Source organism: Kribbella sp. NPDC020701 (assembly GCF_055562215.1).
This window is the reverse complement of record NZ_JBVHFT010000002.1, coordinates 427,680-451,384: the sequence shown is the minus strand read 5'-3', so window position 1 is coordinate 451,384 and position 23,705 is coordinate 427,680. Positions and strand designations below refer to the sequence as shown.

Below are 23,705 nucleotides of genomic sequence, written 5' to 3'. Positions count from 1 at the left end.
ATGACCACGCCTGAGACCTCTTCGACCCCGCCGCCCGGGTCGGACGACCTCGTCCTCACCGGCATCAGCAAGGAATTCGGCGCCCAGCGGGCCGTCGACGACCTCGACCTGACCGTGCCGGCCGGGACGTTCTTCGCACTGCTCGGCCCGTCCGGGTGCGGCAAGACCACCACGTTGCGGATGGTCGCCGGGCTGGAGGAGCCGAGCGCCGGGAAGATCCGCCTGGGTGAGCGGGACATCACCGGACTGCGCCCGTACAAGCGTCCGGTCAACACGGTGTTCCAGAACTACGCGCTGTTCCCGCATCTCGACATTTTCGAGAACGTCGCGTTCGGACTGAAGCGACGCGGCGTCAAGGACTTCAAGCCGAAGGTCGACGAGATGCTCGGCCTGGTCGAGCTCGGCGGGTTCGGCAAGCGCAAGCCGGGTCAGTTGTCCGGTGGCCAGCAGCAACGAGTCGCGCTGGCCCGGGCGCTGATCAACCGTCCGCAGGTGCTGCTGCTGGACGAGCCGCTCGGCGCGCTCGACCTCAAGCTGCGCCGGCAGATGCAGCTGGAGCTGAAGCGGATCCAGACCGAGGTCGGCATCACGTTCGTGCACGTCACCCACGATCAGGAGGAGGCCATGACGATGGCCGACACCATCGCGGTGATGAACGCGGGCGTGATCGAGCAGATGGGTAGTCCGACCGAGCTCTACGACCTGCCCGCCACGACGTTCGTGGCGAACTTCCTCGGCCAGTCCAACCTGATCCGGGCCTCGATCATCGGCCAGGCCGACCAGAACCTGGTGGTTGACGTGCACGGCCGCAAGGTGACTGTGCCGCTGCCCAGGTGCCGGGTGACCGAGGGCGATGTCTGGATGGGCATCAGACCCGAGAAGGTCTTCCTGGCGCGAACGGGCACCGAGCAGAGCAACGGGTCGAACCAGCTCCGCGGCGCGGTCGTGACCGATGTGAGTTACGTCGGCGTCAGTACGCAGTACCTGGCGAAGCTGCCGTGGGATCAGGAGCTGACGATCTTCGAGCAGAACACCGGCGCCCGCGACACGTTCGCGGTCGGGGACGCGGTCGACCTGCACTGGCAGCCGTCGCACACGTTCGTGCTGGACGCGGATCAGGATGCGCAGGCGGGGGTCGAGAAGGTCGACGACGCGGGTGGTGCCGGATGAGCGCGGTCGGCCAGCTGGGTGCGGCGACCGCGCCTCCGGCCGCCAAGACCGAACGGCCCGGCCGGCGGCTCACGGCGTACCTGCTGCTCCTTCCGGGCGGACTCTGGCTGCTGCTGTTCTTCGTCGTACCGCTGGTGACGTTGCTCGCGGCCAGCCTGTACGACCCGAACGGTTCGATCGAGTCCGGGTTCAAGATGACCTGGCACTTCCAGAACTTCGCCGACGCGATGACGGACTACGCGCGGCCGTTCTTCCGGTCGTTGTGGTACTCGCTGATCACGACCGCGTTCTGCCTGATCCTTGGGTATCCACTGGCGTATGCGATCGCGATGAAGGCCGGCCGGTGGAAGAACCTGATGCTGGCGCTCGTGATTGCGCCGTTCTTCACCAGCTTCCTGATCCGCACCTTGTCGTGGAAGCTGCTGCTGAGCGACAACGGCTTCGTCGTCGACACGCTGAAGTGGCTGCACATCCTCGGCCAGGACGGCCGGCTGCTCGCCACCACGACCGCGGTCGTCACCGGGCTCACGTACAACTTCCTGCCGTTCATGGTGCTGCCGCTGTACGCGAGCCTGGAACGGATCGATCCGAAGTTGATCGAGGCGGGCGGCGATCTGTTCGCCAATCCGTTCACCACGTTCCGGACCGTGACGCTGCCGCTTTCGATGCCGGGTGTGGTCGCGGGCACGCTGCTCACCTTCATCCCGGCGGCCGGCGACTACATCAACGCGCAGCTGCTCGGTACGCCGAAGCAGCGGATGATCGGCAACGACATCCAGCGCCTGTTCGCCGCGGGTGCGTATCCGACCGCGGCCGCGCTGTCGGTCACGCTGATGGCGGCGATCGTCGTACTGGTGCTGGTCTACGTACGACGGGCTGGGACGGAGGAACTGGTATGAGGGCCGGGCGCTGGATCAGGCGGAACCTGGTCATGATGTTCGCGCTGCTCGTGCTGCTGTACCTCTTCGCGCCGATCATGGTCGTGATGCTGATGTCGTTCAACCAGCCGAAGAGCAAGCTGTCGTACACGTTCGACGGGTTCACCTGGGAGAACTGGCAGCATCCGTGCCGGCCGTTCGGGCTGTGCGACGCGGTCAGCACCAGTCTGCGGATCGGCCTGCTCGCGACCGTGATCGCCACCGTGCTCGGCACGCTGATGGCGTTCGCGATGGTGCGGCACCGCTTCCGCGGGCGGTCCGGCACGAACCTGTTCATCTTCCTGCCGATGGCCACGCCGGAGATCGTGCTCGGGTCGTCGCTGCTGGCGCTGTTCGTCTCCGGCGGGCTCGGCGGCCGGCTCGGGTTCTGGACGGTGCTGATCGCGCACGTGATGTTCTGTCTGTCGTTCGTCGTCGTCACAGTGAAGGCGCGGCTGACCGGGATGGACTACCGGCTCGAACAGGCCGCGATGGATCTGTACGCGAACGAGTGGCAGACGTTCTGGCGGATCACGTTCCCCCTGGTTCTGCCGGGCATCGTGGCCGCGGCGCTGCTGAGTTTCTCGCTGTCCTTCGACGACTTCATCATCACGAACCTGAACGCCGGCACCACGGTGACGTTCCCGATGTTCGTCTGGGGTTCGGCACAACGTGACATCCCGCCGCAGATCAACGTCGTCGGTACGGCGATGTTCCTGCTGGCGCTCGTCCTCGTACTAGGCGGCGAACTCGCCCGGCGCCGACGGGTCCGATGAAACTGGCGGCACTCGCAGACGCCGAGCCGCGGGTGTTCTGGCTCGACGACAAGTCCGCGCCGGACGCCGCGCCGGCACTCCTCGGACCGACCTCGGCCGACCTGGTGGTGGTCGGCGGTGGGTACACCGGTCTGTGGACAGCGTTGCGGGCGAAGGAACGCTACCCTTCGCTCGATGTCGTACTGCTCGAGAGCGACACCTGTGGATCCGCCGCCAGCGGACGCAACGGCGGCTTCTGCGACGCCAGCCTCACCCACGGCTTCGGCAACGGCCGGGCCCGCTGGCCGGACGAAGTCGATCAGCTCGAGCAACTGGGCGCCGACAACCTCGATGCCATTGGTGACACCATCGAGCGGTTCGGCATTGATTGCGATTGGCAACGAACTGGCGAGCTCACTGTTGCCACAGCACCGCACCACCTGGACGAACTGGCCGAGGAGGCCGAGGAGCGTCCCGGCGTCACGCTCCTGGACCAGGAGGCCGCCCGCGCCGAGCTGAACTCACCGACCTACCTCGGCGCGTTGTCCGACCCTCACCGGACCGCCTTGGTCGAGCCGGCCCGCCTGGCCTGGGGATTACGCCGGGCTTGCCTGGAACTCGGCGTACGCATCCACGAACACAGCCGTGTGACTCGGATGCACAGCAAGCAAGTGTCGACGGAAACCGGCAACGTACGCGCGGATCGGATCGCGCTGGCCACGAACGCCTTCCCCCCGCTGCTGCGGCGCTTGCGTTTGTACACCGTGCCCGTCTACGACCTCGTCCTGCTCACAGAACCGTTGTCAGCCGCGCATCTGGCCTCGATCGGCTGGCGACATCGCCAAGGTGTGGGCGACGCGTCGAACCTCTTCCACTACTACCGCCTGACCCGAGACGACCGGATCCTGTGGGGCGGCTACCTGCCGCTGTACCACTTCGGCAGCCGCATCGATCCAGCCTTCGAACAACGTCACTCGATCCACGCAATGCTCGGCCGGCACTTCTTCACGACGTTCCCCCAGTTGGAGGGCCTGCACTTCACCCACCGCTGGGGCGGCGTGATCGACACCAGCACCCGCTTCTGCGCGTTCTTCGGCACGGCCCACTCCGGCCACATCGGCTACGCCCTCGGCTACACCGGCCTGGGCGTAGGCGCCACCCGCTTCGGCGCCGACGTCATGCTCGACCTCCTGTACGCCGAAGACACCGAACGCACCAGCCTCCGCATGGTCCGCGAACGCCCCCTCCCCTTCCCACCCGAACCCCTCCGCACAGCCGGCATCCACCTGACCCGCTGGTCCATGTCCCGAGCCGACACCCACAACGGCAAACGAAACCTCTGGCTCCGCACGCTCGACCGAATGGGCCTGGGCTTCGACTTCTAACCGCCGCCCACCCACGCAGCCACCCCTCCGTCGCGCCTGCTACGCACGCTCCCACCCACCCGAGGTCTCCGTGCGGGCTGCCACCCTCGCCCCTGCCCGCTTGCTGCGCGCCCGCTCAACTTCCGGGCCGGCGCGGTATCGCAAGGCACCCGCCATCACGCGAACCGCCAAGCCCGCTCGCGAGCCCGCTACGTTGGATCTTCGGAAACAAAGGTTCCTCAGGTGACCGGAATCTTCCGGAAAGCACGGTCGGCCGCGGCGCGAGCAGCCAGTTCGCGGGAGCTGACACACCTACTGGTGGGCTGGCACAAGGAATAACCTGTCCAGGCCCACCAGTTCCCGTTCCAGCCCACCAGTTCCTGTCTAGAGCTTGGACTCGGCCTCGGTGAGGACGGCTCGGATGATTTGTTCCATTTCGTCGAAGTGGGGCTGGTCGCAGATCAGGGGTGGGGAGAGTTGGATGACGGGGTCGCCGCGGTCGTCGGCTCGGCAGTAGAGGCCGGCGTCGAAGAGGGCTTTGGAGAGGAAGCCGCGGAGCAGGCGCTCGGACTCCTCGTCGTTGAAGGTCTCCTTGGTCGCCTTGTCCTTGACCAGTTCGATCCCGTAGAAGTACCCAGCGCCGCGGACGTCACCGACCAAGGGCAGATCGAGCAGCTTCTCGAGCGTCGCCCGGAAATCCCCCTCCCGGCTCCGGACGTGCTCGTTGATGCCTTCGCGCTCGAAAATGTCCAAATTGGTCAGTGCGACCGCGGCGGATACAGGGTGGCCACCGAAGGTGTAGCCGTGGGCGAATGTGGCGTCCCCGTGCAGGAACGGCTCGATCAGCCGGTCGGTCGCGATCATCGCGCCGAGCGGTGAGTAGCCGGAGGTGATGCCCTTCGCGCAGGTGATCATGTCCGGCTGGTAGCCGTACCGTTCGGCGCCGAACATGTGCCCGAGCCGGCCGAACGCGCAGATCACCTCGTCGCTGACGAGCAGTACGTCGTACTCGTCGCAGATCTCGCGGACCCGCTCGAAGTACCCGGGTGGTGGCGGGAAGCAACCGCCCGCGTTCTGCACCGGTTCGAGGAAGACGGCGGCGACGGTGTCGGCGCCCTCGTTCTCGATCGCGACGGCGATCTGGTCGGCGGCCCAGCGACCGAACGCCGTCGGGTCGTCGCCGTGGATCGGGGCGCGGTAGAAGTTCGTGTTCGGCACCCGGAACGTGCTCGGGACCAGGGGCTCGAACGGCGCCTTCAGCTCGGGCAGACCGGTGATCGACAGCGCGCCCTGGGTGGTGCCGTGGTACGCGATCGCGCGGCTGATCACCTTGTGCTTGCCGGGCTTGCCGGTGAGCTTGAAGTACTGCTTGGCCAGCTTCCAGGCGGTCTCTACGGCCTCGCCGCCGCCGCTGGTGAAGAACACTCGGTTCAGGTCGCCCGGCGCGTAGCCGGCGATGCGCTCGGCCAGCTCGATCGACTTGGGGTGCGCGTAGGACCAGAGCGGGAAGAACGCCAGCTCCGCGGCCTGTTTGGCCGCCGCCTCGGCGAGCTCCGTCCGGCCATGGCCGAGCTGGCTGACGAACAGGCCGGCCAGACCGTCCAGGTACCGCTTGCCGCGGGCGTCGTAGATGTAGACGCCGTCGCCGCGGACGATGACCGGCACCTCACCGGACTGGTAGCTCGAAAGCCTCGTGAAGTGCATCCACAGGTGATCGCGGGCCGACTGCTGCAGGTGGGCGAAGTCGGCGTCGTCGAGCGTGTCGGACGGCATGGGGTATCCCTCGTCTCAGGCTGGCCGTTGCCCGACATCGTGCCTGGAAAAATGCGTTCAGGCAAGTGATTTCGTGCCGGCCGAGCCGTTAGTGTGTCGATGTCAGCAGCTCATGGCACCATTTGGTGCGGAATCAGTCGACCGGGGCGGTGGGCGTGGCCAGCAACAAGCACCGCGGGGAGGTCGGCGGAGTGGACACGCTGTTCGTCAACGGCTCGGTCTTCGACGGGTCGCGGTACCGGAGAAGCTTGGCCGTCGCCGTCAGCTCCGGCCGGATCGCCGCGATCGGAGCCGACCTCACCGACCTGCGTGGCCCGCACACCGAGGTGGTCGACCTGGCCGGCGGGCTCCTGCTCCCCGGCTTCGTCGACGCCCACGTCCACCCGGTCCAGGGCGGTCTCGAACGCGCCCGCTGCGACCTCGCACCGGCGTCAGGACTACCGGCGTACCAGGAGAAGATCGCGCGGTACGCCGCTACGCACCCGGACGTCCCGTGGATCCTCGGCGGCGGCTGGCATCAGCCCGATTTCCCGGACGCCGCACCGGCCGCGGCCGACCTCGACCCGGTCACCGACGACCGGCCGGCCTTCCTGGTGAACGCCGACCACCACGGCGCCTGGGTCAACTCACGGGCGCTCGCCCTGGCGGGAGTCGACGCCCGTACGCCGGACCCCGCCGACGGACGCATCGAGCGCGGACCCGACGGATCGCCGACCGGGACACTGCACGAGGGCGCGATGGATCTCGTCGGCCGCCTGGTCCCGCCGACGACCCACGTCGAGATGGTCGCCGCCCTGCTGGACGCCCAGGCCTACCTCCACTCGCTCGGCGTGACCGGCTGGCAGGACGCGATTCTCGGTACGTACGCCAACATCGACGACGCGACTCCGGCGTACGTCGAACTCGCGCGCGAAGGCCGCCTGACCGCACGGGTCGTCGGCGCGCTGTGGTGGCAACGCGAGCGTGGCGCCGAGCAGATCCCGGAGCTGGTGGAACGACGGGACGCGGTCAAGTTCCCGCGGTTTCGCGCGGACAGCGTCAAGGTCATGCAGGACGGCGTCGCGGAGAACTTCTCCGCCGGGATGCTCGAGCCGTACTTCGACGGCTGTGGCTGCCGGACCGCGAACGCGGGCCTGTCGTTCGTGGATCCGGTCGAGCTACGCCATCACGTCCGCCGGCTCGACGCCGAAGGGTTCCAGGTCCATCTGCACGCGATCGGTGACCGGGCGGTCCGGGAAGCGCTGGACGCGTTCGAGGCGGCTCTGGCCGAGAACGGCGACAGCGACCTGCGCCACCACATCGCTCATCTTCAGGTGATCCACCCCGACGACATCGGTCGATTCGCGCAGCTCAGAGTCACAGCGAACCTGCAGGCGTTGTGGGCGATGTACGACCCGCAAATGGTCGACCTGACCATCCCGTTCCTCGGGCCGGAGCGGACGGGGTGGCAGTACCCGTTCGGAGACCTGGCCCGGTCGAGTGCCCGGCTCGCGGCCGGCTCGGACTGGCCGGTGTCGAGTCCGGACCCGTTGGCCGCCGTACACGTCGCCGTGAATCGTCGGCAGGACCAGGGCATGGATGTCTTCTTGCCCGAACAGGCGCTGGACCTGGCCACGGCGCTGGCGGCGTACACGTCGGGAAGTGCGTGGCTGAACCACGCCGACGACACCGGGCGAATCGAGATCGGGGCGTTCGCGGATCTGGCGGTACTCGATCGCGACCCGTTCGCCGGACCGCCCGACGAGATCGCAGAAACCCGGGTGCGGGCCACCTACGTCGAGGGCGAGTGCGTCTTCGGCGATCAGTCGAGCAGATAAGGACCGTCATGGAGCAGAGCCTCACCAACATCGTCGACGGCAAGCCGGTGGGCGCACTCAGTGGAGCGATGTACGACGTGATCGCGCCGGCGACCGGTGAGGTCTATACCCGGGCACCGCTGTCCGGCCGGGAAGACGTCGACCAGGCGATGACCGCGGCCGCGCGAGCTTTCGAGACCTGGCGCGACACCACTCCCGCCGAACGGCAGCTCGCGTTGCTGCGCATCGCGGACGCGATGGAGCGGCGCGCGGACGAGTTCATTGCGGTCGAGAGCCAGAACACCGGCAAGCCGCTGTCCATCACCACCACCGATGAGGTGCCGCCGTGTGTGGACCAGTTGCGGTTCTTCGCCGGTGCTGCCCGGGTGCTGGAGGGCAGGTCGGCGGGCGAGTACATGGCCGGTCACACGTCGTGGATCCGGCGTGAGCCGATCGGCGTGGTCGGTCAGGTAGCGCCGTGGAACTACCCGCTGATGATGGCGGTCTGGAAGATCGCGCCGGCCCTCGCCGCCGGCAACACGGTCGTGCTCAAGCCGAGCGACACCACTCCGGCATCGACCGTCCTGCTCGCCGAACTGTGCAACGAGTTCCTGCCGCCCGGCGTACTCAACGTGGTCTGCGGGGACCGCGACACCGGCCGCGCGCTGGTCGACCACGAGATCCCGCAGTTGGTCGCGATCACCGGCTCGGTCCGGGCCGGGATGGAGGTCGCGTCGAGCGCGGCCCGGCAGCTCAAGCGGACCCATCTCGAACTGGGTGGTAAGGCGCCCGTGGTCGTTTTCGACGACGCTGACCTGGAGAAGGCCGCGCAGGTGATCGCGGACGCGGGGTACTTCAACGCCGGCCAGGACTGCACCGCGGCGACCCGGGTGCTGGCCGGTCCACGCATCCACGACGACTTCGTCGACGCGCTGACCGATCGGGCCAACCACACCCACACGGGCATGCCTGACGATCCGAACGCCGCGTACGGCGCTTTGAACAACGAAGCCCAGTTGCACCGGGTCAGCGGCTTCATCCGCAACCTGCCCGACCACGCGACCGTCCGCACCGGGGGTGCTGCCGTCGGTGAACGCGGCTACTTCTACGCGCCCACAGTGGTCTCGGGACTCCGGCAGAACGACGACGCCATCCAGCAGGAGATCTTCGGCCCGGTGATCACGGTCCAGCGGTTCACCGACGAGGACGAGGCGCTGCGCTGGGCCAACGGCGTCGAGTACGGCTTGGCCTCATCCGTCTTCACTCGCGATCACGGCCGTGCCATGCGGATGGCCCGCCGGCTCGACTTCGGGTGCGTGTGGATCAACACCCACATCCCGATCGTCGCCGAAATGCCCCACGGCGGGTTCAAGCACTCCGGCTACGGCAAGGACCTCTCCATGTACGGCCTGGAGGACTACACCCGCATCAAACACGTCATGTCCGACATCGAGGACTGATCACCTCGAGTGGTCAGCGGTAGTCGTCGAGCTTGTTCGCCACCGCGTCGAAGACCGCGCGCTCATGGTCCTTCGGCGCGTAGACGACCAGTTCGTCGAACCCGATGCCCTGATAGCGCTCGACCAGCAGGGCGAACCCGTCCACCGACGCCCACGGATCGATCTGCCCGTACGCGAGCAGCAACCGCCGGATCGTCCGCCCCTCGAGGGCCGCGTCCAGGGCTTGCACACGCTCGACCGATTTCGCGTAGAACTCTTCCTCGTTCGCCGCGCCCGGGAACGTCACCCACCCATCACCGTGCGCCGCGACGACCGCTAGCGCGCGGGGAGCGTTCGCGGCGATGATCAACGGCAGCCGTTCCTGCACCGTCCCGGGCGTCATCGCGGCCAGCGAGTACGGGTAGTACGGCCCGTCGTGGTCGGCGACGTCCCCCGACAACAGCCGATCCACGGCCGCCACGAACTCGGCCAGCCGGTCGGTCCGCTCCCGCGCGCTCCAGATCGGCGTACCGGCCATGCCGTGATCGGTCGGCCAGACGCCGGACCCGATGCCCAGGTCGAACCGGCCGGCCGAGATGTGGTCGAGGGTGGTCGCCTGCTTGGCCAGTACGGTCGGTTGCCGGAACACCATGTTCGCGATCAGCAGCCCGACCCGGATCCGCCGCGTCGTCGCCGCCCAGCCGGCGATGATGGTCGGCCCGTCGTGCACCGCGATGGCGGGATCACGCGGGTTGCGCAGGTTGTCGCCGGTCCACAGCCCGTCGAAGCCGGCCTGCTCCGCGATCGTCGCCCAGGACGACGCATCGTCCCAGCCGGCCGGATTGACCTGGAGCCCAAAGCGCATAGCGTTCCCTCCCGAGGATCTCCGGCCAGCCTGCCATACCGGCCGAGTGGTCTACTGAAGGTGCTTTACCGCCCGCGTCTCCTCGGCAACAGTGAATGCTGCACTATTCCTGGTCGACTACTCACACTGGATCACTGCATGACCCGCATCGCCATCGACGGCGGACAGTCCGCCCTCAGACTCCGAGTCCTCCCATCGCGTCGTACTGGCGACGGACCCGGCTACACCCACGGTCCGGACGCTCCGCGCCACATGCTGGCTGCCATTGGCGCCGCGGCGGCCGAGGCGGAGGTGAGCGGGCCGGTCGAGGTGGTTGCCCTCGGCTTGACCGGTTATCCGCCCGCGCCTGGTGCGGCTGAGGTCTTCGCTGCGGAGGTCGGCGAGTTGCTCGACGCCGACGAGGTACGGCTGACCCAGGACATGGTGACGGCGCACGCCGGCGCGCTGCCCGGCGGGTACGGCGTAGTGGTTGCCGCAGGCACCGGATTGGTCTGCCTCGCAGTGGATCGGGACGGCACTTGGCGCAAGCTGGACGGACACGGGTACCTGTTCGGCGACGCGGGCAGCGCGTTCGCGATCGGCCGGGCCGGTCTGGTCGCTGTGCAGCGTGCGCGGGACGGACGCGGTCCGGTGACCAAGCTCGCGGAGACCACGCTCGATCCGGTTACCCTCTACCGCTCCTCGACGCTGGTCGACGACGTCGCCCGTTTCGCTCCCGAGGTACTGCGATGTGCCACGGAAGGTGACCCGGTTGCCACCGATCTCGTCGTACGCGCGGCCGGGGACATCGCGGAGACGATTGAGGCCGCGGTGGCGCAGTTGGCGGGCGAGGGACCCGTTCCGGTCGCCTGCGTCGGCGGGCTGTTCGCGGGCGCGGGTGAGCAACTGCTGGCCCCCGTACGCGCGGCCTTGACGCCGCGGGCGCAGTTGACGCCGGCCGCCGGGAACTCGCTCGACGGTGCGGAGCGACTCGCGACCGGGCCTGTCGGACCGTACGCCGACCTGATTGTGCTGCACCACCGATGAGATCCCTTGCCCGCGGCTCTCTCGTGGTCTCCTGCCAGGCGGGCCTCGGGAACCCGTTCTTCTCGCCCGCCGCGATGGCGCTGATGGCCCAGGCCGCCGAGGCCGGTGGTGCCGGTGCCATCCGGGCCAACGGACCGGACGACATCGCCGCGATCCGGGCCGTGACCAGCTTGCCGATCATCGGCCTGCACAAGCTCGGTGATCCGGCCGGCGTCTTCATCACCCCGACGTACGAGTCCGCCGTCGACCTCGTCGTGGCCGGCGCCGACCTGATCGCCCTGGACGGCACGCTCAGACCACGACCCGACGGGCAGCGGCTGGACCAGCAGATCCACCGGATCCACGACGAACTCGGCGTACCCGTCCTGGCCGATGTGGACACCTTCGACGCCGGCCTGGCCGCCCGGGCCGCAGGCGCCGACCTGGTCGCGACCACCCTGTCCGGCTATACCAATGGCCGTACGCCGACCGAACCCGACGTCGACCTGGTCCGCCAACTCGCCACCAAGCTCGACTGCCCCATCGTCGCCGAAGGCAGAATCCGCACTCCCGAACACATCCGCGCCGTCTGCGAAGCCGGCGCCCACGCCGTAGTCGTGGGCAACGCCATCACCAACCCGATGGACATCACCGCCCGGTTGGCGGGCGCAATTCCGGCTCCGTAGACCCGGAGGAGTGGTCTAGCCGACTTTGTCGATGTTGCCACTGGCCAGGCCCGGACTGGTTAGTATCGGAATTCCAGTTCCTGGGCCTGTGGAACGAGTACCTGCTTGTCGTGGTACTGAACACCGACGAGAAGCGTTACCTGGTGACTCAGGGGCTGGCGAATATCGCGGTCACGCCGGGGTACCACTGGGACTTCTCGGGGCTGTTGGCCGGATTGACCATTTCAATACTTCCGGTGCTGGCGGTTGACCGAGCGTTCCACCGTCAGATCAGTACCGGTACGACCGCTGGAGCCCGCAAGTGACCGTTCTCCTCCTGGCCGCGACTGGAGCCGTTACGTGACCGACCTCCTCCTGGCCGCGACGTCCCTGGACGTCACCCCGCCCCCCGGCCACCGAATGGACGGCTATGCCGCCCGAGCCGGTGGCGCGACCGGTACTGCGGACCCACTCCGGGCCACCATCATCTGGCTGAGTACGGCGGACGCCCCTGGGGTGCTGTGGCTAACCCTGGACGCGATTGCCGTCGGCAAGGAGCTCACCGCCGAACTGTCCGCGGCAGCGGGCGCCGCGGCCGGCATCCCACCGTCACACGTGGTGGTGTCCGCCTCACACACGCACTCCGGCCCGTCCGGCTGGACCGGGCAGATTCACCCGGTCATTCCGGCGGAGCGAGAGTGTGACATCGTCCACGCACTGCAGTCCTCGGTCCGGGGCGCCAGGCTGGAGCACCAGCCGGTGACAGCGACGTGGCGGTCGATCGAGGTGATCGGGGTCGGCACCAACCGGCATAGTCGCAGCGGTCCGCACGACAACACGGCCGGCATCCTCGCGCTGCATGGTACGGACGGCTCGCTTGAGGCGGTCCTGCTGGACTTCGCCTGCCACCCGACCACCTACGGTCCGGAGAACCTGCAATACTCCGCCGACTGGCCGGGTGCCGCCCGTGCCGCACTGGCTCCGGCGGTGGTCGGGTTCCTGCAGGGCGCCGCCGGTGACGTGAGTCCACGGTTCACCCGTCAGGGCCGCGGTGCCGCCGAGGTCGCCAGGCTGGGGGGTCTGATGGCCGGACGCGTCCGCGAGGCGCTGGCCGGGCCGGGCCTGGAGCTACCGCAGTCGGCACCGGCCATTCGCCGTACGACGCTCGACCTGCCGGTCCGCGCCATCCCATCGGCCGACGAGGCCGCGGAGCTCGTAGCCGTCGCGGAGGACCGGCTGAACGGCAGCGACGACCCATCCGGCCGCATCTCCCAATCCCGCCTCGAAGGCGCCCGCGGCCAAGCCCTGATGGCGTCCGCTTCCTTGCCGGAGTCTCTCGAGCTGCCCGTCAGCGTCGTCACCATGGGCGACGTCTGCTGGGTCAACCTCCCCGTCGAACTCTTCGCCGCCCACGGCGCCCGCCTCCAAGCCGACAGCACCCACCCCATCACCCGAGTCATCGGCTACACCGACGGCTACTACGGCTACGCAGTAGACCCCCCAGCCGCCGAATCCGGCGCCTACGAAGCCCTAATCACCTACTTCGACCAACCCACCACCACCCAACTCCTATCCCGAACAACCACCTTCATGAACAGCTAGGTTTCCCCGCGTGCCACGCAGGCACTCCTCCGTCGCACCCGCTACGCGCGCTCCCACCACCCCTCGCGTCCTGCGGCGGCTCGGGTCTTCGGAAACAAAACTGCGCCAGGTGACCAGAATCCTCCGGAAAGCGGCGCGGTCGTGGCGCACCGACCGACAGCTCACGGGGGTTCGAACACCACCTGGTGGGCTGAGACAGGCAATAACCTGTCCCGGGCCACCGGTTCCCGTCCTAGCCCACGAGTTCCACGCCCAGCCCACCACGTGCTGGCCGACCCCACAGGTTCCTGGCCGACCCCACCACGTGCTGTGTGAGCCCACAGGTTCCTGGCCGACCCCACAGGTTCCTGGCCGAGCTCACCAGGTGCTGTTTGAGCCCACCGGGTCCTGTCCCAGCACCCTGGACGAGCCGCCCGCTGGGGCGGCGCTGCTCAGATCACCCCGGCCCGGCTGCTACCGGCATGCAGCTAGAGCGCGAGTTCTGGTTGGAGCTTCTTGGCTGGCCAGACCCTTTGCTTGCGGGCGGCGAGGGTCGACGCGGCGAGGGCTACGGCGAACCAGGCGGCGAGGGCGAGGAGGTCGCGGCCGAGGGAGGTGCCGGGGCCGCCGTACATGAGGTGGCGGACGCCGTCGATGGCGTAGCTCATGGGGAGGGCGTGGTGGAAGAAGTAGAGCGGCTCGGGGATGGTCTGCCACGGGAACGTACCGCCGGCGCTGACCAGTTGGACCACCATCAGGACCAGGCCGAGGAACTTCCCGACCGCGCCGAACCACGCGGACAACGCGTGCAGGATCGCGACGAAGGTGAATGACGTCAGGATCAGGAACCCGACCGTCAGCCACGGGTGGGCCGCGTCGATGCCGAGGCCGATGCTCACCGCGGTGAAGACGAGCGCCGCCTGGATCGCCCCGAAGAGGGCCGGAGGCAACCAACCGCCCAGCGCGACCCGGAACGGCGACTGCAGCGCGGCCAGCGCCCGCGGGGACAGCGGCCGGACCAAAAGGAAGAGTACGTACGCACCGATCCAGCAGGCCAGGCTGAGGAAGAACGGAGCCAGCCCGGCGCCATAGCTGTCCGCCGTCGCCTGGGAGACGTTCTGCAGCGTCACGGGTGCGCCGAGTGTCTCAGCCACCGCCTTGCGTTGGTCGGCGGACGGATTGGGGATCTGCTTGACGCCGTTGGCCAGTCCAGTGTTCAGCTGGGTCGCACCGGTCTTCAGCTGGGTGACTCCGGTGGCGAGAGTGTTCACACCGGTCAGCAGCTGCCCCTGTCCGGTCACTGCCTGCTTCTCACCGGTCGCGAGCTGCTGAGCGCCGGTCTGCAGGCTGGTGAGGCCGGTCTTCAGCTGTCCCGCTCCCGTGTTCAGTTGGTGCGCGCCGTTGGCTGCCGTACTGATCCCGTTCGTGAGTGCCGGTGTTGCCTTGGCCAGCGCCGCCGCGCCATTGGACACCTTCCGGGCGCCCGTGGCCAGCTGGTTGAGCTGCTTGGACGTCGACTGGACCTGCGTGTTTGCACGGACGACCGGTGCGCGCAGCTTGGCGGTCTCGGCCAGCACCTGGTTGATCTGATGCTGGCTGAAGCCGTCGGCCTTCAGTCGCGCCGCGAGACCGGAGTCAAGAGTGCTCAGATCCTTCACCAGCGTGCTGGAAGCGGTCGCGACCTGACGGCCGACTCCGGCGATCTGTTCGTTCCCGTCGGCCACTTGATCGGCGCCGGTGGCAAGCGTCCTGGTCTGCTTCGGCAGAGTCGCAGTCTTCCGCTTGAGCGTGCCCAGTCCGTCGTCCAGTTGGCCGGCGCCGGTCTGCAGCTTGGCCGCACCCTGTTGCGCCTGCGTGGCACCGGTGGCCAGCTTGGAGGCGCCGGCGGACAGCTGCTTCTGCGCGGTGTTGAGCTGGCTCGCGCCGGTCTGGAGCTTGGTGACACCGGTGGCTGCGCTGGTCAGACCGCTCTGGAGCTGAGCGGCGCCCGCGGATGCGTGGCTGATCTGCGTGTGGATCGTGCTGTACCCGGCCAGCAGCTTGCTCGCCGCGGTCTCGCTCACCTGCGACGCGACGGTCTTGGTCACCTGGGCGACGACCTGGTTCGCGATGGTGTGAGCGATGTAGTTGTTGGCGTCGTTGGTGAGCAGCTCGAGCTGCGCCTGCCGCGGCGTGAAGTCGGCGCTCGACGCGAGGTCGGCGGAGAACGACTTCGGCAACACCAATGCGAACTCGTACTTGCCGTCCGACACTCCGGCGGTCGCGTCCGCGCGGTCGACGCGGTGCCAGTCGAAGCTCTTCGACTTCACCAGCTCGTCCGCTACCTGCGGTCCGACGTTGAGCTTCTCGCCGGTGGAGAGCGTCGTACCGGTGTCCTCCACGACGACCGCGGTCGGGATCTTGTCGAGGCGCCCGTACGGGTCGTGGTTGGCGTAGAGGTAGAGGCCGCCGTACAGCACCGGCACGAGCAGCAGTGCGACCACGGCCAGCTTGGGCAACCGCCCAGCGGTCAGCCTCCGCAGCTCACTCAAGGCCATCCTGATCGCGGTCACGCCTTCTGCTCCTCAACGACTGGTACGACGTCCTCCGCAGCTGGTACGACGTCAACCGGTACGACGTCCTCCGGCGAGTCGGCTGTCTCGATCGGGGTAATGGGTTCAACTGGTGCGATGGGCGCCACCTGCACAGGCTCTGGTTGATCCTGTGAGCCCAGCTGTGCGGCCGGCACACCGAGCAGCCGTGCGGACGCATCAGCGCAGGTGATGATCACGCCGTACCCACGGGACGCCAGGTCGCGACCGAGTGCGTACCACTCATGCGGATCGCCACCGTGCCGGTCCGGCATCGTCAGAATGACCAGCTTCACGTCCCGCCGTGCCACCGTCAGCTCGGCAAGCAGCCTGGTCCGTGCGGCGACCGGGAGATGCTCGAACCGCTTGCCCGCGTGCTCCGCCGCGTCATGCTCGGTCAGCCACTCGACCACGGCCTTCCGGCCGGCCTTGCGACCCGCGATCGCCAGCTCCTCACCCACCACGGTCTGAACGGGCAGCGCGTCGTCCGGCTCAGTGATCCCAGGTGCGTCGACCACAGCGATCTTCTGACGCAGCAGTGCCGCGTCCGCCTTCCCGTCGAGCCGGACTGAGCCAGTGTCGGGCTTGAGACGCCCAGACAGCCCGAGCGCGGCCGCGACGTGCCCCGGACCCGGGTAGCCCGCCAGCAGCACGACCTGATGGTCGGCGACCCGCACCGACGTGGTGTCCAGCATCGGTGCGTGTGGCCCACGCACGCTGATCCCGGTGGCCTCGAGCTGCATCCCAGTTCCCCGTTCAATACGGTTGTGTATTCAATACGGAACTGTATCCTACCGGTATGGAAACGCCCAAGCGCCGCCGCTCCAACACCCGGGCCCGCCTGCTCGAAGGCGCCCTCGAGGTCTTCGCCGAGCGTGGATTCCACGGGGCCTCGGTGGAGGACATCTGCGACCGGGCCGGCTTCACGCGCGGCGCGTTCTACTCGAACTTCGCGTCCAAGGACGAGTTGGTACTCGCGCTCTTCCAGGCAACCACCGACCGCCTGCTGGAGCAGATCGCCGCGCTGCTGCCGGAGCTCGCGAATCAGCCGGGCACTCTGCTGGACGCCGTACTGGGACTGCTCGACGAGGCGGCGCCGGACCAGAAGCAGTGGCACCTGATCTCGACCGAGTTCACGCTGCACGCGCTCCGGCATCCGGAGGCGGCGCGGGCGCTCAATGAGCAGCGCGCGATGTTCCGGGCGAGCCTGACGCGGTTGGTCGAAGAGATCTCCGAGACCAGCGGGGTGACCTTCAGCGTTCCGCCGGAACAGTTCGTCCGGCTGGTGATCGCGTTGCACGAGGGCGCGCGCTCACAGAGTCTGCTCGAGCCTCGGAAAGTCCCGGCGGGGTCGCTCGAGCACACCTTCCTGCCGATGGTCCTCGCGGCGGTCAGTCGACCTTCACGCTGACAGTGTGCAGGCCGGTCGAGCCGTTCGGCGCGGGTGGTGCCGAGGCCTCGATCTGCGCGTTGCCCTTGTCGTCGAACGCCCGTACCTGCAGGAGATGCGTGCCTCGCGACGCATCCCAGGTCCAGTGCCACTGCCGCCAGGTGTCGATCGACGCGTCGGTCGCCAGTGTCGCTTGTTGCCAAGGGCCCCCATCGACGCGCACCTCGACCTTGGACACGCCGACGTGCTGGTCCCACGCGACCCCGGCCACGGTCACCGGACCCGCCGTCACCTTCTTCCCGAACGGTACGTCGATCCGCGACGACAACTTGATCGGCCCGAGCTCCGACCACCCGCGCGGCGTCCAGTACGCCTCGAACTGGTCGAACCGGGTCACCTCGATGTCCACCAGCCACTTCGTCGCCGACACGTAGCCGTACAGCCCGGGTACGACGATCCGCACCGGGAAGCCGTGCTCGACTGGCAACGGCTGACCGTTCATCGCGAATGCGAGCATCGCCTGGCGGTCATCGAGCAGCGTGCTCAGCGGCGTACCGGCGGTGAATCCGTCCTTCGACATCGACTGGATCGCATCGGCGTCCTTGGACGGACCGGCCTCCTCGAGCAGGTCCTTGAGGAGTACGCCGGACCAGAGAGCGTTCCCGATCAGGTCGCCGCCGACCTCGTTGCTCACGCACGTGAGCGTGACCCACTTGTGCACCACCTGGCGCTTGAGCAGGTCGTCGAAGCTGAACTGGAGCTCGCGATCGACCATGCCGTGGATGCGCAGTTTCCAGTCCGACGGCAGGATCTGCGGCACGGACAGCGCGGTGTCGATGCGGTAGAAGTCGTCGTTCGGCGTGGCCCACGGCGTCGCACCCTCGGCTTGCACACCGGCCGGCGGTTCGAGGGTGGGCGGCTGGGGGAGCTGCAGGTCCTTCCGTGCGTCCGCGACCGCGGCACGGTTCCCGCTGACCACCCGGCCGAGCAGGCCTACTGCCGCCGACCCGAGCGCGACGCCGGCCGACAACTGCAGGAACCCCCGGCGGCTGGTGCCGTCCTCGGGGAAGTCGATGAGTGGCTCGAGTCGTTTGCTGAACAGCCGCAGGACCAGCAAGGCCGTGATCCCGGCGACCGCCGACGGCAGGAACCCGGTCTGCCCCGCGTCCGCCCGGGTCATCGCGGCCACCACAGCCGACCCGGCCAGTACGACGACGATCAGAGCGCCGGCCCAATAGCGCCGTACGGCGAGAACCCCGCTGAGTGCTGCGAGCAGGAGCAGGACGACCAGGATCCCGGTCCGCAGAGCCGTCTTGTCATGCGTCCCGAACCACGAGATCGCCAGATCCTTCAACCACGGCGGCACCCGATCGATGAACGCCGACCCGATCGCCACCACGGGCGTCTGCGACGTACCGACAAGTCCCGCCACGACACTTCCCGCCGCCAGCCCAGCCACCGCCGCAAGCACGCCACCCAAGGCGCCGCGCCACCGCGTCACCTGCCGGGACCGTCCGGCCGTCCCGCCGCCGTCCGCCTCGCCAAGACCAGGACCGCCTGGGAACTTCGTCCGCGCCTCGTCGGCTGGTTGTTTCACCTCTCAACCATTACGCGGCGGGGCGCCCGACACCAGTCGAGCGCCCCATCCGTTAGTCGCGGGTAATGCTTATCCAGTTGTGAGTGGCTGATTCAGATCCGGTCAGGTGTGATCGGCCCCAGACCCGGCCGGCCGTTCGGCCAGCGGCGGGCGTTGTCCCGAACCCGTCGGAGCTTGCCGAGTACGGCGTCCCGATCGTCGGCCAGCTGGGACATCCAGAGGCTGTCGATCTCCAGGAGGTGGTCCGGCAGTGCTTCGCGCAACCGCCGCTTCCCCTCCTCGGTCAGCACCGCGAACGAACCGCGGGCGTCATCGGGACACGGCTCCCGGCGCACAAGGCCGAGGTTCTCGGCACGGTCGACGAGCCGGGTGATGCCGCCGGTGGTGACGGTCAACTCCCGGGCGAGGGACGTGAGACGCTGCTTCTCTCCGTGGCTACGGGCAAGCCGCAGCAACAGTTCGAACATTGCCATTTGCAGACCACTGCGCTTCAGGGAATGACGCATCAGGTGATCGAGTTCGGCCGCTGCTTCACGCAGCAGGCCGTACGCGCTGATCACGTCGCTTTCCCAGGGTTCGGCGGCGCGAGTGGGTTCTGCATCGGCGAGCGCTAGGGGCGAGCAAAGCGAAGGCGCGATGGTCATGCGCGGACTCTATTAGCTGACTAGGTCACTTCGCTACACGGGGTGACCTTTCGGCTACAGATCGACCCCCAACCGCAAGCCTCCCGAGCGTAACCCACGTACCTCAACCCCCAACCAGGCTGTCGAAAACACGCCTCAGGACCTGCGCCGTACAAGCCGGACCCAGCCACCAAACTGATGAGCCTGTGATCCGGTCTAGTGCGGTGCGACTGGAGCGCCTACCACCCACCGCTCGGCCCCGCCGGTTCCGGAATGCGCTCCCGCGCCGCGGATCCGCTCGCCGACCTGGCGCTCGCCGACGGGGAGCCCGCCGGGCCCGAACCCGACGAACGCGAGCCCGACGTACCCGCGGAACCCGATCCGGAGGACCGCGCTCCGGAGGACCTGGACCCGCCGCGTGACATCGGCCCGAACGACGAGGTTGGCGTGACCGACCCACCGCCCGCCTCGCCGGCCGAGTGAGCGGCTGCCCCGGCAACACCGCCGGCCAGCTTGCGAGCGCCATTGACCGCCGCACCGGCCGCGGCCACACCCGCACCCGCCGGGCCGGCGGCAATCGCGCCGGACGCACCGCCACCACCACCCGACGCACCACCGCCGGAGCCACCCGATCCACCGAATCGACCCATCGCCGACCGTCCGATGTTGACCGCACCGGTCGCCATGCCGCCCGGGTCTGCGGCCGCGGCGCCCATGCCGGCGCTACCGCCTGCGACCGCTGCGGTCACTGGGACCATGAAGCGCAGCAGCGCCGGCAGGGCGAAGATCGCGAGGAACAGCATCATGAGGCCGGTGGCGGTCTGCACGAAGGTGTTGCTGGACTGCCCGACGTCGAGCTCGTTCATCCGCATCGCTGCGGCGTAGATGAGTGCCGCGGCCGGCTTGTACGCGAGGAACGCCAGGGCCCAACCGCAGTACTTCTTGAACCAGGACCGGCCGATCTCGGTATTGGTCGCGGCGGCCGCCAGCGGGAACGTGCCTGCCAGCAAGATCAGCATCGCCGATCGGATCACCATCAGCACGACCTGGATCAGTCCCGCGATGACGACGAACACCCCGATCAGCATCGTCATCAGGCTGGCTGCCTGATCGCCTGTCAACATCCCCGCGCTGCCGCGCAACACCAGGGCGCCCATCGCCGGCCCGAGAGTGGTGGCGTCCGGATGCACCGAGGTGATGATGCCCTCGGCGAGCTCGTCCGACCACTGGGTGAGCAACTGCAGGGTCGCCGCACCGGCCGCACTGACGGCGACGAACAAGAGTGTTGCCTTGAGCAACTGTTGGATCGGTTGGGCACGCTGCTCCCAGGCAGTCCGGATGGCCGCCACCAGCACCGCCATGGTGAAGATGGCCCCCGCCACCCACAGCACGTTGCTCTGCAGGAACTCCACGATCGCGCTGTTCGCCGGAGTCTGGGTGTCGGCGCCGACGACCAGCGTCGGCGAGGGCTCCTTGATCCAGAACGTCGCCACGCCGTTCATCGCGTCCAGTGCGGAGGTGCCGATCGCCTTCGTCAACTCCTTGAGGCCGTTGGCGGCGACAGTCCCAAAGCCGTTGGCGATGTGACAGGTCATCTCAGTTGGTCCACACATCAGACACCACTCCAAGCGACGAAATCGTCGAGATCACTGTGTTGGGAGAAGGGCGCGCCGACCGGGTTGCCGGGCAGCGGGGGTTGCACCCGCCAGTCGCCGGCGTGCCAGACGAGCGTGAGGGTGAGGCTCATGTACGCCGACTCGACCGGGGTCGCGAGCATGATGGTGGCCCGGTCGTGCTCGGCGTCGAGGATCCGGAAGCCGGCCACCTGGGTCACGGACGAGTCGGTCGACGGACTCTCCTTGCGCAACTCCTGGATCAGCGCGTCGGTGTTTGCCCCGGGGATCATCAGCTTCTGGACGGTCGGGATGGCTTGCCGCTGATCCGCGAGCGCGGCCACGGCGTTGTAGGCGGCGAAGAGCGCGCCCGTCGGCGAGTGAGCGAAGCATCGCCGGAACCCGTCGGTGTCGGTCTTGGCCGGTCCGAAGGCGTCCGATCGAGGTACGGCGGTTCGCCGACTGATCTCCCAGTTGCCGGTCACCGGTGCCTGGCTCGGGACAGCCTGATCGCCATCCGTCAGACCACAACTGCTCCCGCCGGCGCCCGAACCCGTCCCGGGCTCAGTACCAGCCGGCACGGCAGCCTTCTCACCAGTGCCGGAGCCGGAGCTGGAGCCAGAGCCGGACCCCGAGCCGGAGCCGGACGCCGAGCCGGAGCCGGACCCCGAGCCGGAGCCGGACCCCGAGCCGGACCCCGACGTACCCGCGGGACCGCCGTTCGTCGAGGAGTGCGTCGTACGTCCGGATGCGTCGGCGCGATCCGCGCTCCGGCCGCTGACGAGGAGCAGGACGCCGCACACCAGCACGGCGCCGATGACGATGCACGCCGCCACGAACCCCGGCCCGAAAGGTGACTTCTCGTCGCTCTCACTCATCCCGCTCCCCGTTCTGTCGGCTGAAAACCCCACGACGACAAGGTTGGCAAAAATCCGCCGACCGCCGCGGAAGTTATCCACAGGCCCTTCGCCCCGCCGTAAATCGTTGTCGGTGGGGTGCGGGAGGGTGGAAGCATGACGACTATGGGGCTTGAGCGGATCGCGTTGATCTCGGATGTGCATGGCAATCTGACCGCGCTGGAGGCGGTGCTGGCGGATATCGAGCGGCGGGGGATCGAGCGGATCTTCAACCTCGGCGACTACGTCGGCAAGGGGCCGCGCGGGCAGGCGGCGGTGGATCGGTGCCGTGAGGTGTGTGAGGTGAACATCCGCGGCAACTGGGACGACCTCCTGCCGGATCCGGATCGCGAGCACGACAGTGAAGGCCTGCGCTGGTGGAAGAAGGAGCTGCGTGAGGACCAGTGGGCCTGGCTCCGCGGACTGCCCTTCTGTCACGACTTCCTGCTCAGCGGTCGGCAGATCCGGCTGTTCCACGCGTCGTCGACGAGTGTTCACCGGCGGGTCCGGTTCGACCACGACGAAGCGGAGTACGTCGAGATGTTCGCGAACACCGAGGCCACCGGTGACGGTCCGATCCCGAGCGTCGTCGGGTACGCCGACACCCACGATCCGTTCTACGAGGTCGACCTCGGCCGCACCCTGTTCAACATCGGCTCGGTCGGCAACAGCCTCGACGACCCGACCCCGGTCTACACGATCCTCGAAGGCGTCCCGGACTCACCCGATCCGGCGCTGTTCTCGATCCAGTTCGTCCGCGTCCCGTACGACGCCCACGCCGAGCTGGCGATCGCCCGTGACCTGGGCATGCCCGAGCTCGACGGGTACGAAGCCGAGATCATTCGCGGTCTCTACCGCGGGAACTTCTACGCCGACGAGCCGCACACCTACCACCGCCGTACGTCGTGATCCGCGGTTTCCCCAGGTTTGTCCACAGGTGTGGATTAGGTGCCGTCAGCAACAATCCGCACGTTGTTCACGGTCCCGTCACTTGACCAGCAACGCCTCGGAGCCTACGGGTTTGTAGCCGGCGGCCAGGAACGTGCGGAACGAGGCCGCGTTGCCGGGGGTGACCTGGGCCCAGATGTGGGCGTCCGCGGGGATGAGGGCGCGGGCGGCGGTGGCGAGGCGGCGGCCGTGGCCTTTGCCACGGGACTGTTCGGGGACCTCGAGTGCGCACTCGAGGCGGCCGGCCAGACCTCGCCCGGTGAGCACGAGTCCGCCGTACTGGTCGCCGTACACGTGGACGTCGCCGCGGTAGCGCCACGCGCGTTCGACGCGGGGGTGGTCGTCGTGGTCGGTGAGTTCGGTCAGGCCGGTGGTCGCCGCGGTGCGGTCAGCGGGATCGGTGAGCGCCGGCGCGAGCAGCATCGCGTCGAGGGCGTTCACGCGACGGCCGGTCGCCTCTTCGAGCGCCGCGAGGAACGGCGGGTTCGTCGGTGCGGAGAGGTCGCCCGGTGGGACGCGTTCGGCAACCCAGGCCGGGGTGACGTCCGCGGCGATCACGATGTGGGCGGTGAACGCGACCACGCAGGACTCGCGGTCCGAAGGCGCCGGGACGACGGTGATGCTGAGGTCCGGGGGCGGGAAGACGCCGCGTTCGACGGCACGCAGAATGTCAGCAAGAGTTGTCATCACGAGCCATTCTCGCGGAGACCCCGCGCTACGCTCACGCACGGAGGCGAT

At 68.3% G+C, this 23,705-nt stretch carries 20 protein-coding genes; 11 read left to right on the top strand and 9 right to left on the bottom strand.

All coding sequences use genetic code 11. The features are described from left to right. From ACZ3HV_RS05680 to ACZ3HV_RS05665, 4 genes are read left to right on the top strand one after another with little or no spacing between them, the layout of a single operon-like run. A complete protein-coding gene (locus ACZ3HV_RS05680; RefSeq protein ID WP_465681265.1) occupies window positions 1-1,170 on the top strand; it encodes an ABC transporter ATP-binding protein in 1,170 nt (389 codons plus the stop codon). Further along, window positions 1,167-2,069, top strand: coding sequence for an ABC transporter permease (locus ACZ3HV_RS05675; RefSeq protein WP_465681263.1), 903 nt, complete (start codon window positions 1,167-1,169; stop codon window positions 2,067-2,069). Before ACZ3HV_RS05680 ends, ACZ3HV_RS05675 begins: the two co-directional genes overlap by 4 nt. Beyond that, entirely contained in the window at window positions 2,066-2,863 is a 798-nt protein-coding gene (locus ACZ3HV_RS05670) for an ABC transporter permease (RefSeq protein ID WP_465681262.1), read from the top strand. Before ACZ3HV_RS05675 ends, ACZ3HV_RS05670 begins: the two co-directional genes overlap by 4 nt. Beyond that, window positions 2,860-4,227, top strand: coding sequence for an NAD(P)/FAD-dependent oxidoreductase (locus ACZ3HV_RS05665; RefSeq protein WP_465681260.1), 1,368 nt, complete (start codon window positions 2,860-2,862; stop codon window positions 4,225-4,227). The genes ACZ3HV_RS05670 and ACZ3HV_RS05665 overlap by 4 nt, the downstream gene beginning before the upstream one ends. 363 nt (window positions 4,228-4,590) lie before the next feature. Here the strand turns inward: ACZ3HV_RS05665 and ACZ3HV_RS05660 are convergent, their stop codons facing one another. After that, window positions 4,591-5,979 carry an aspartate aminotransferase family protein gene (locus tag ACZ3HV_RS05660; protein ID WP_465681258.1) on the bottom strand — a complete coding sequence of 463 codons (1,389 nt, stop codon included), beginning with the start codon at window positions 5,977-5,979 and terminating at the stop codon, window positions 4,591-4,593. Between the two features lie 155 nt (window positions 5,980-6,134). Here ACZ3HV_RS05660 and ACZ3HV_RS05655 point away from each other — a divergent pair, with 155 nt between their 5' ends. Both ACZ3HV_RS05655 and ACZ3HV_RS05650 read left to right on the top strand, forming a co-directional pair. After that, a complete protein-coding gene (locus ACZ3HV_RS05655; protein WP_465681256.1) occupies window positions 6,135-7,796 on the top strand; it encodes an amidohydrolase in 1,662 nt (553 codons plus the stop codon). A gap of 8 nt (window positions 7,797-7,804) precedes the next feature. Then, complete coding sequence (locus ACZ3HV_RS05650; RefSeq protein ID WP_465681254.1) at window positions 7,805-9,235, top strand: gamma-aminobutyraldehyde dehydrogenase; 1,431 nt, start codon at window positions 7,805-7,807, stop codon at window positions 9,233-9,235. 13 nt (window positions 9,236-9,248) lie between these two features. Here ACZ3HV_RS05650 and ACZ3HV_RS05645 read toward each other — a convergent pair whose 3' ends face one another. Beyond that, window positions 9,249-10,079 carry an LLM class flavin-dependent oxidoreductase gene (locus ACZ3HV_RS05645; RefSeq protein ID WP_465681252.1) on the bottom strand — a complete coding sequence of 277 codons (831 nt, stop codon included), beginning with the start codon at window positions 10,077-10,079 and terminating at the stop codon, window positions 9,249-9,251. A 138-nt stretch (window positions 10,080-10,217) separates the two neighbouring features. On the opposite strand from ACZ3HV_RS05645, the gene ACZ3HV_RS05640 reads away from it, so the two are divergent. From ACZ3HV_RS05640 to ACZ3HV_RS05630, 3 genes are all read left to right on the top strand, one after another. Further along, on the top strand, window positions 10,218-11,105 hold the full coding sequence (locus ACZ3HV_RS05640; protein WP_465681250.1) for an N-acetylglucosamine kinase: 888 nt from the start codon (window positions 10,218-10,220) through the stop codon (window positions 11,103-11,105). Then, window positions 11,102-11,770: an N-acetylmannosamine-6-phosphate 2-epimerase gene (locus ACZ3HV_RS05635; RefSeq protein ID WP_465681248.1), complete on the top strand. Its 669-nt coding sequence runs from the start codon at window positions 11,102-11,104 to the stop codon at window positions 11,768-11,770. The genes ACZ3HV_RS05640 and ACZ3HV_RS05635 overlap by 4 nt, the downstream gene beginning before the upstream one ends. A gap of 339 nt (window positions 11,771-12,109) precedes the next feature. Then, a complete protein-coding gene (locus tag ACZ3HV_RS05630; protein WP_465681246.1) occupies window positions 12,110-13,351 on the top strand; it encodes a hypothetical protein in 1,242 nt (413 codons plus the stop codon). Window positions 13,352-13,818: 467 nt separating this feature from the next. On the opposite strand, the gene ACZ3HV_RS05625 is transcribed toward ACZ3HV_RS05630, so the two are convergent. After that, window positions 13,819-15,882: a YhgE/Pip family protein gene (locus ACZ3HV_RS05625; RefSeq protein WP_465681244.1), complete on the bottom strand. Its 2,064-nt coding sequence runs from the start codon at window positions 15,880-15,882 to the stop codon at window positions 13,819-13,821. Beyond that, window positions 15,879-16,643, bottom strand: coding sequence for an ATP-binding cassette domain-containing protein (locus ACZ3HV_RS05620; RefSeq protein ID WP_465681242.1), 765 nt, complete (start codon window positions 16,641-16,643; stop codon window positions 15,879-15,881). Before ACZ3HV_RS05620 ends, ACZ3HV_RS05625 begins: the two co-directional genes overlap by 4 nt. Before the next feature lie 56 nt (window positions 16,644-16,699). Here ACZ3HV_RS05620 and ACZ3HV_RS05615 point away from each other — a divergent pair, with 56 nt between their 5' ends. Next, the gene (locus ACZ3HV_RS05615; RefSeq protein WP_360368622.1) at window positions 16,700-17,311 is read left to right on the top strand and encodes a TetR/AcrR family transcriptional regulator; all 612 of its coding nucleotides are present in this window, start codon (window positions 16,700-16,702) and stop codon (window positions 17,309-17,311) included. Here ACZ3HV_RS05615 and ACZ3HV_RS05610 read toward each other — a convergent pair. The 4 genes from ACZ3HV_RS05610 to ACZ3HV_RS05595 form a co-directional block, all read right to left on the bottom strand. After that, window positions 17,292-18,887 carry a molybdopterin-dependent oxidoreductase gene (locus ACZ3HV_RS05610; RefSeq protein WP_465681239.1) on the bottom strand — a complete coding sequence of 532 codons (1,596 nt, stop codon included), beginning with the start codon at window positions 18,885-18,887 and terminating at the stop codon, window positions 17,292-17,294. The genes ACZ3HV_RS05615 and ACZ3HV_RS05610 overlap by 20 nt on opposite strands. Before the next feature lie 92 nt (window positions 18,888-18,979). After that, on the bottom strand, window positions 18,980-19,531 hold the full coding sequence (locus ACZ3HV_RS05605; RefSeq protein WP_452246767.1) for a MarR family winged helix-turn-helix transcriptional regulator: 552 nt from the start codon (window positions 19,529-19,531) through the stop codon (window positions 18,980-18,982). A gap of 218 nt (window positions 19,532-19,749) precedes the next feature. Continuing rightward, on the bottom strand, window positions 19,750-21,105 hold the full coding sequence (locus tag ACZ3HV_RS05600) for a hypothetical protein (RefSeq protein WP_465681237.1): 1,356 nt from the start codon (window positions 21,103-21,105) through the stop codon (window positions 19,750-19,752). A 17-nt stretch (window positions 21,106-21,122) separates the two neighbouring features. After that, window positions 21,123-22,001: a DUF8175 domain-containg protein gene (locus ACZ3HV_RS05595; RefSeq protein WP_465681235.1), complete on the bottom strand. Its 879-nt coding sequence runs from the start codon at window positions 21,999-22,001 to the stop codon at window positions 21,123-21,125. A 135-nt stretch (window positions 22,002-22,136) separates the two neighbouring features. Between ACZ3HV_RS05595 and ACZ3HV_RS05590 the strand changes: the two genes are divergently transcribed. After that, window positions 22,137-22,928, top strand: a complete 792-nt coding sequence (locus ACZ3HV_RS05590) for a metallophosphoesterase family protein (protein WP_465681233.1) — start codon at window positions 22,137-22,139, stop codon at window positions 22,926-22,928. Window positions 22,929-23,006: 78 nt separating this feature from the next. On the opposite strand, the gene ACZ3HV_RS05585 is transcribed toward ACZ3HV_RS05590, so the two are convergent. Then, complete coding sequence (locus tag ACZ3HV_RS05585) at window positions 23,007-23,654, bottom strand: GNAT family N-acetyltransferase (protein ID WP_465681231.1); 648 nt, start codon at window positions 23,652-23,654, stop codon at window positions 23,007-23,009. Between the last annotated feature and the right edge of the window lie 51 nt (window positions 23,655-23,705).

Coding starts and splice junctions, on each gene's coding strand:
- ACZ3HV_RS05680 (WP_465681265.1), top strand. CDS start 1: ATGACCACGCCTGAGACCTCTTCGACCCCGCCGCCCGGGTCGGACGAC.
- ACZ3HV_RS05675 (WP_465681263.1), top strand. CDS start 1,167: ATGAGCGCGGTCGGCCAGCTGGGTGCGGCGACCGCGCCTCCGGCCGCC.
- ACZ3HV_RS05670 (WP_465681262.1), top strand. CDS start 2,066: ATGAGGGCCGGGCGCTGGATCAGGCGGAACCTGGTCATGATGTTCGCG.
- ACZ3HV_RS05665 (WP_465681260.1), top strand. CDS start 2,860: ATGAAACTGGCGGCACTCGCAGACGCCGAGCCGCGGGTGTTCTGGCTC.
- ACZ3HV_RS05660 (WP_465681258.1), bottom strand. CDS start 5,979: ATGCCGTCCGACACGCTCGACGACGCCGACTTCGCCCACCTGCAGCAG.
- ACZ3HV_RS05650 (WP_465681254.1), top strand. CDS start 7,805: ATGGAGCAGAGCCTCACCAACATCGTCGACGGCAAGCCGGTGGGCGCA.
- ACZ3HV_RS05645 (WP_465681252.1), bottom strand. CDS start 10,079: ATGCGCTTTGGGCTCCAGGTCAATCCGGCCGGCTGGGACGATGCGTCG.
- ACZ3HV_RS05640 (WP_465681250.1), top strand. CDS start 10,218: ATGACCCGCATCGCCATCGACGGCGGACAGTCCGCCCTCAGACTCCGA.
- ACZ3HV_RS05635 (WP_465681248.1), top strand. CDS start 11,102: ATGAGATCCCTTGCCCGCGGCTCTCTCGTGGTCTCCTGCCAGGCGGGC.
- ACZ3HV_RS05620 (WP_465681242.1), bottom strand. CDS start 16,643: ATGCAGCTCGAGGCCACCGGGATCAGCGTGCGTGGGCCACACGCACCG.
- ACZ3HV_RS05615 (WP_360368622.1), top strand. CDS start 16,700: ATGGAAACGCCCAAGCGCCGCCGCTCCAACACCCGGGCCCGCCTGCTC.
- ACZ3HV_RS05605 (WP_452246767.1), bottom strand. CDS start 19,531: ATGACCATCGCGCCTTCGCTTTGCTCGCCCCTAGCGCTCGCCGATGCA.
- ACZ3HV_RS05600 (WP_465681237.1), bottom strand. CDS start 21,105: ATGACCTGTCACATCGCCAACGGCTTTGGGACTGTCGCCGCCAACGGC.
- ACZ3HV_RS05595 (WP_465681235.1), bottom strand. CDS start 22,001: ATGAGTGAGAGCGACGAGAAGTCACCTTTCGGGCCGGGGTTCGTGGCG.
- ACZ3HV_RS05590 (WP_465681233.1), top strand. CDS start 22,137: ATGACGACTATGGGGCTTGAGCGGATCGCGTTGATCTCGGATGTGCAT.
- ACZ3HV_RS05585 (WP_465681231.1), bottom strand. CDS start 23,654: ATGACAACTCTTGCTGACATTCTGCGTGCCGTCGAACGCGGCGTCTTC.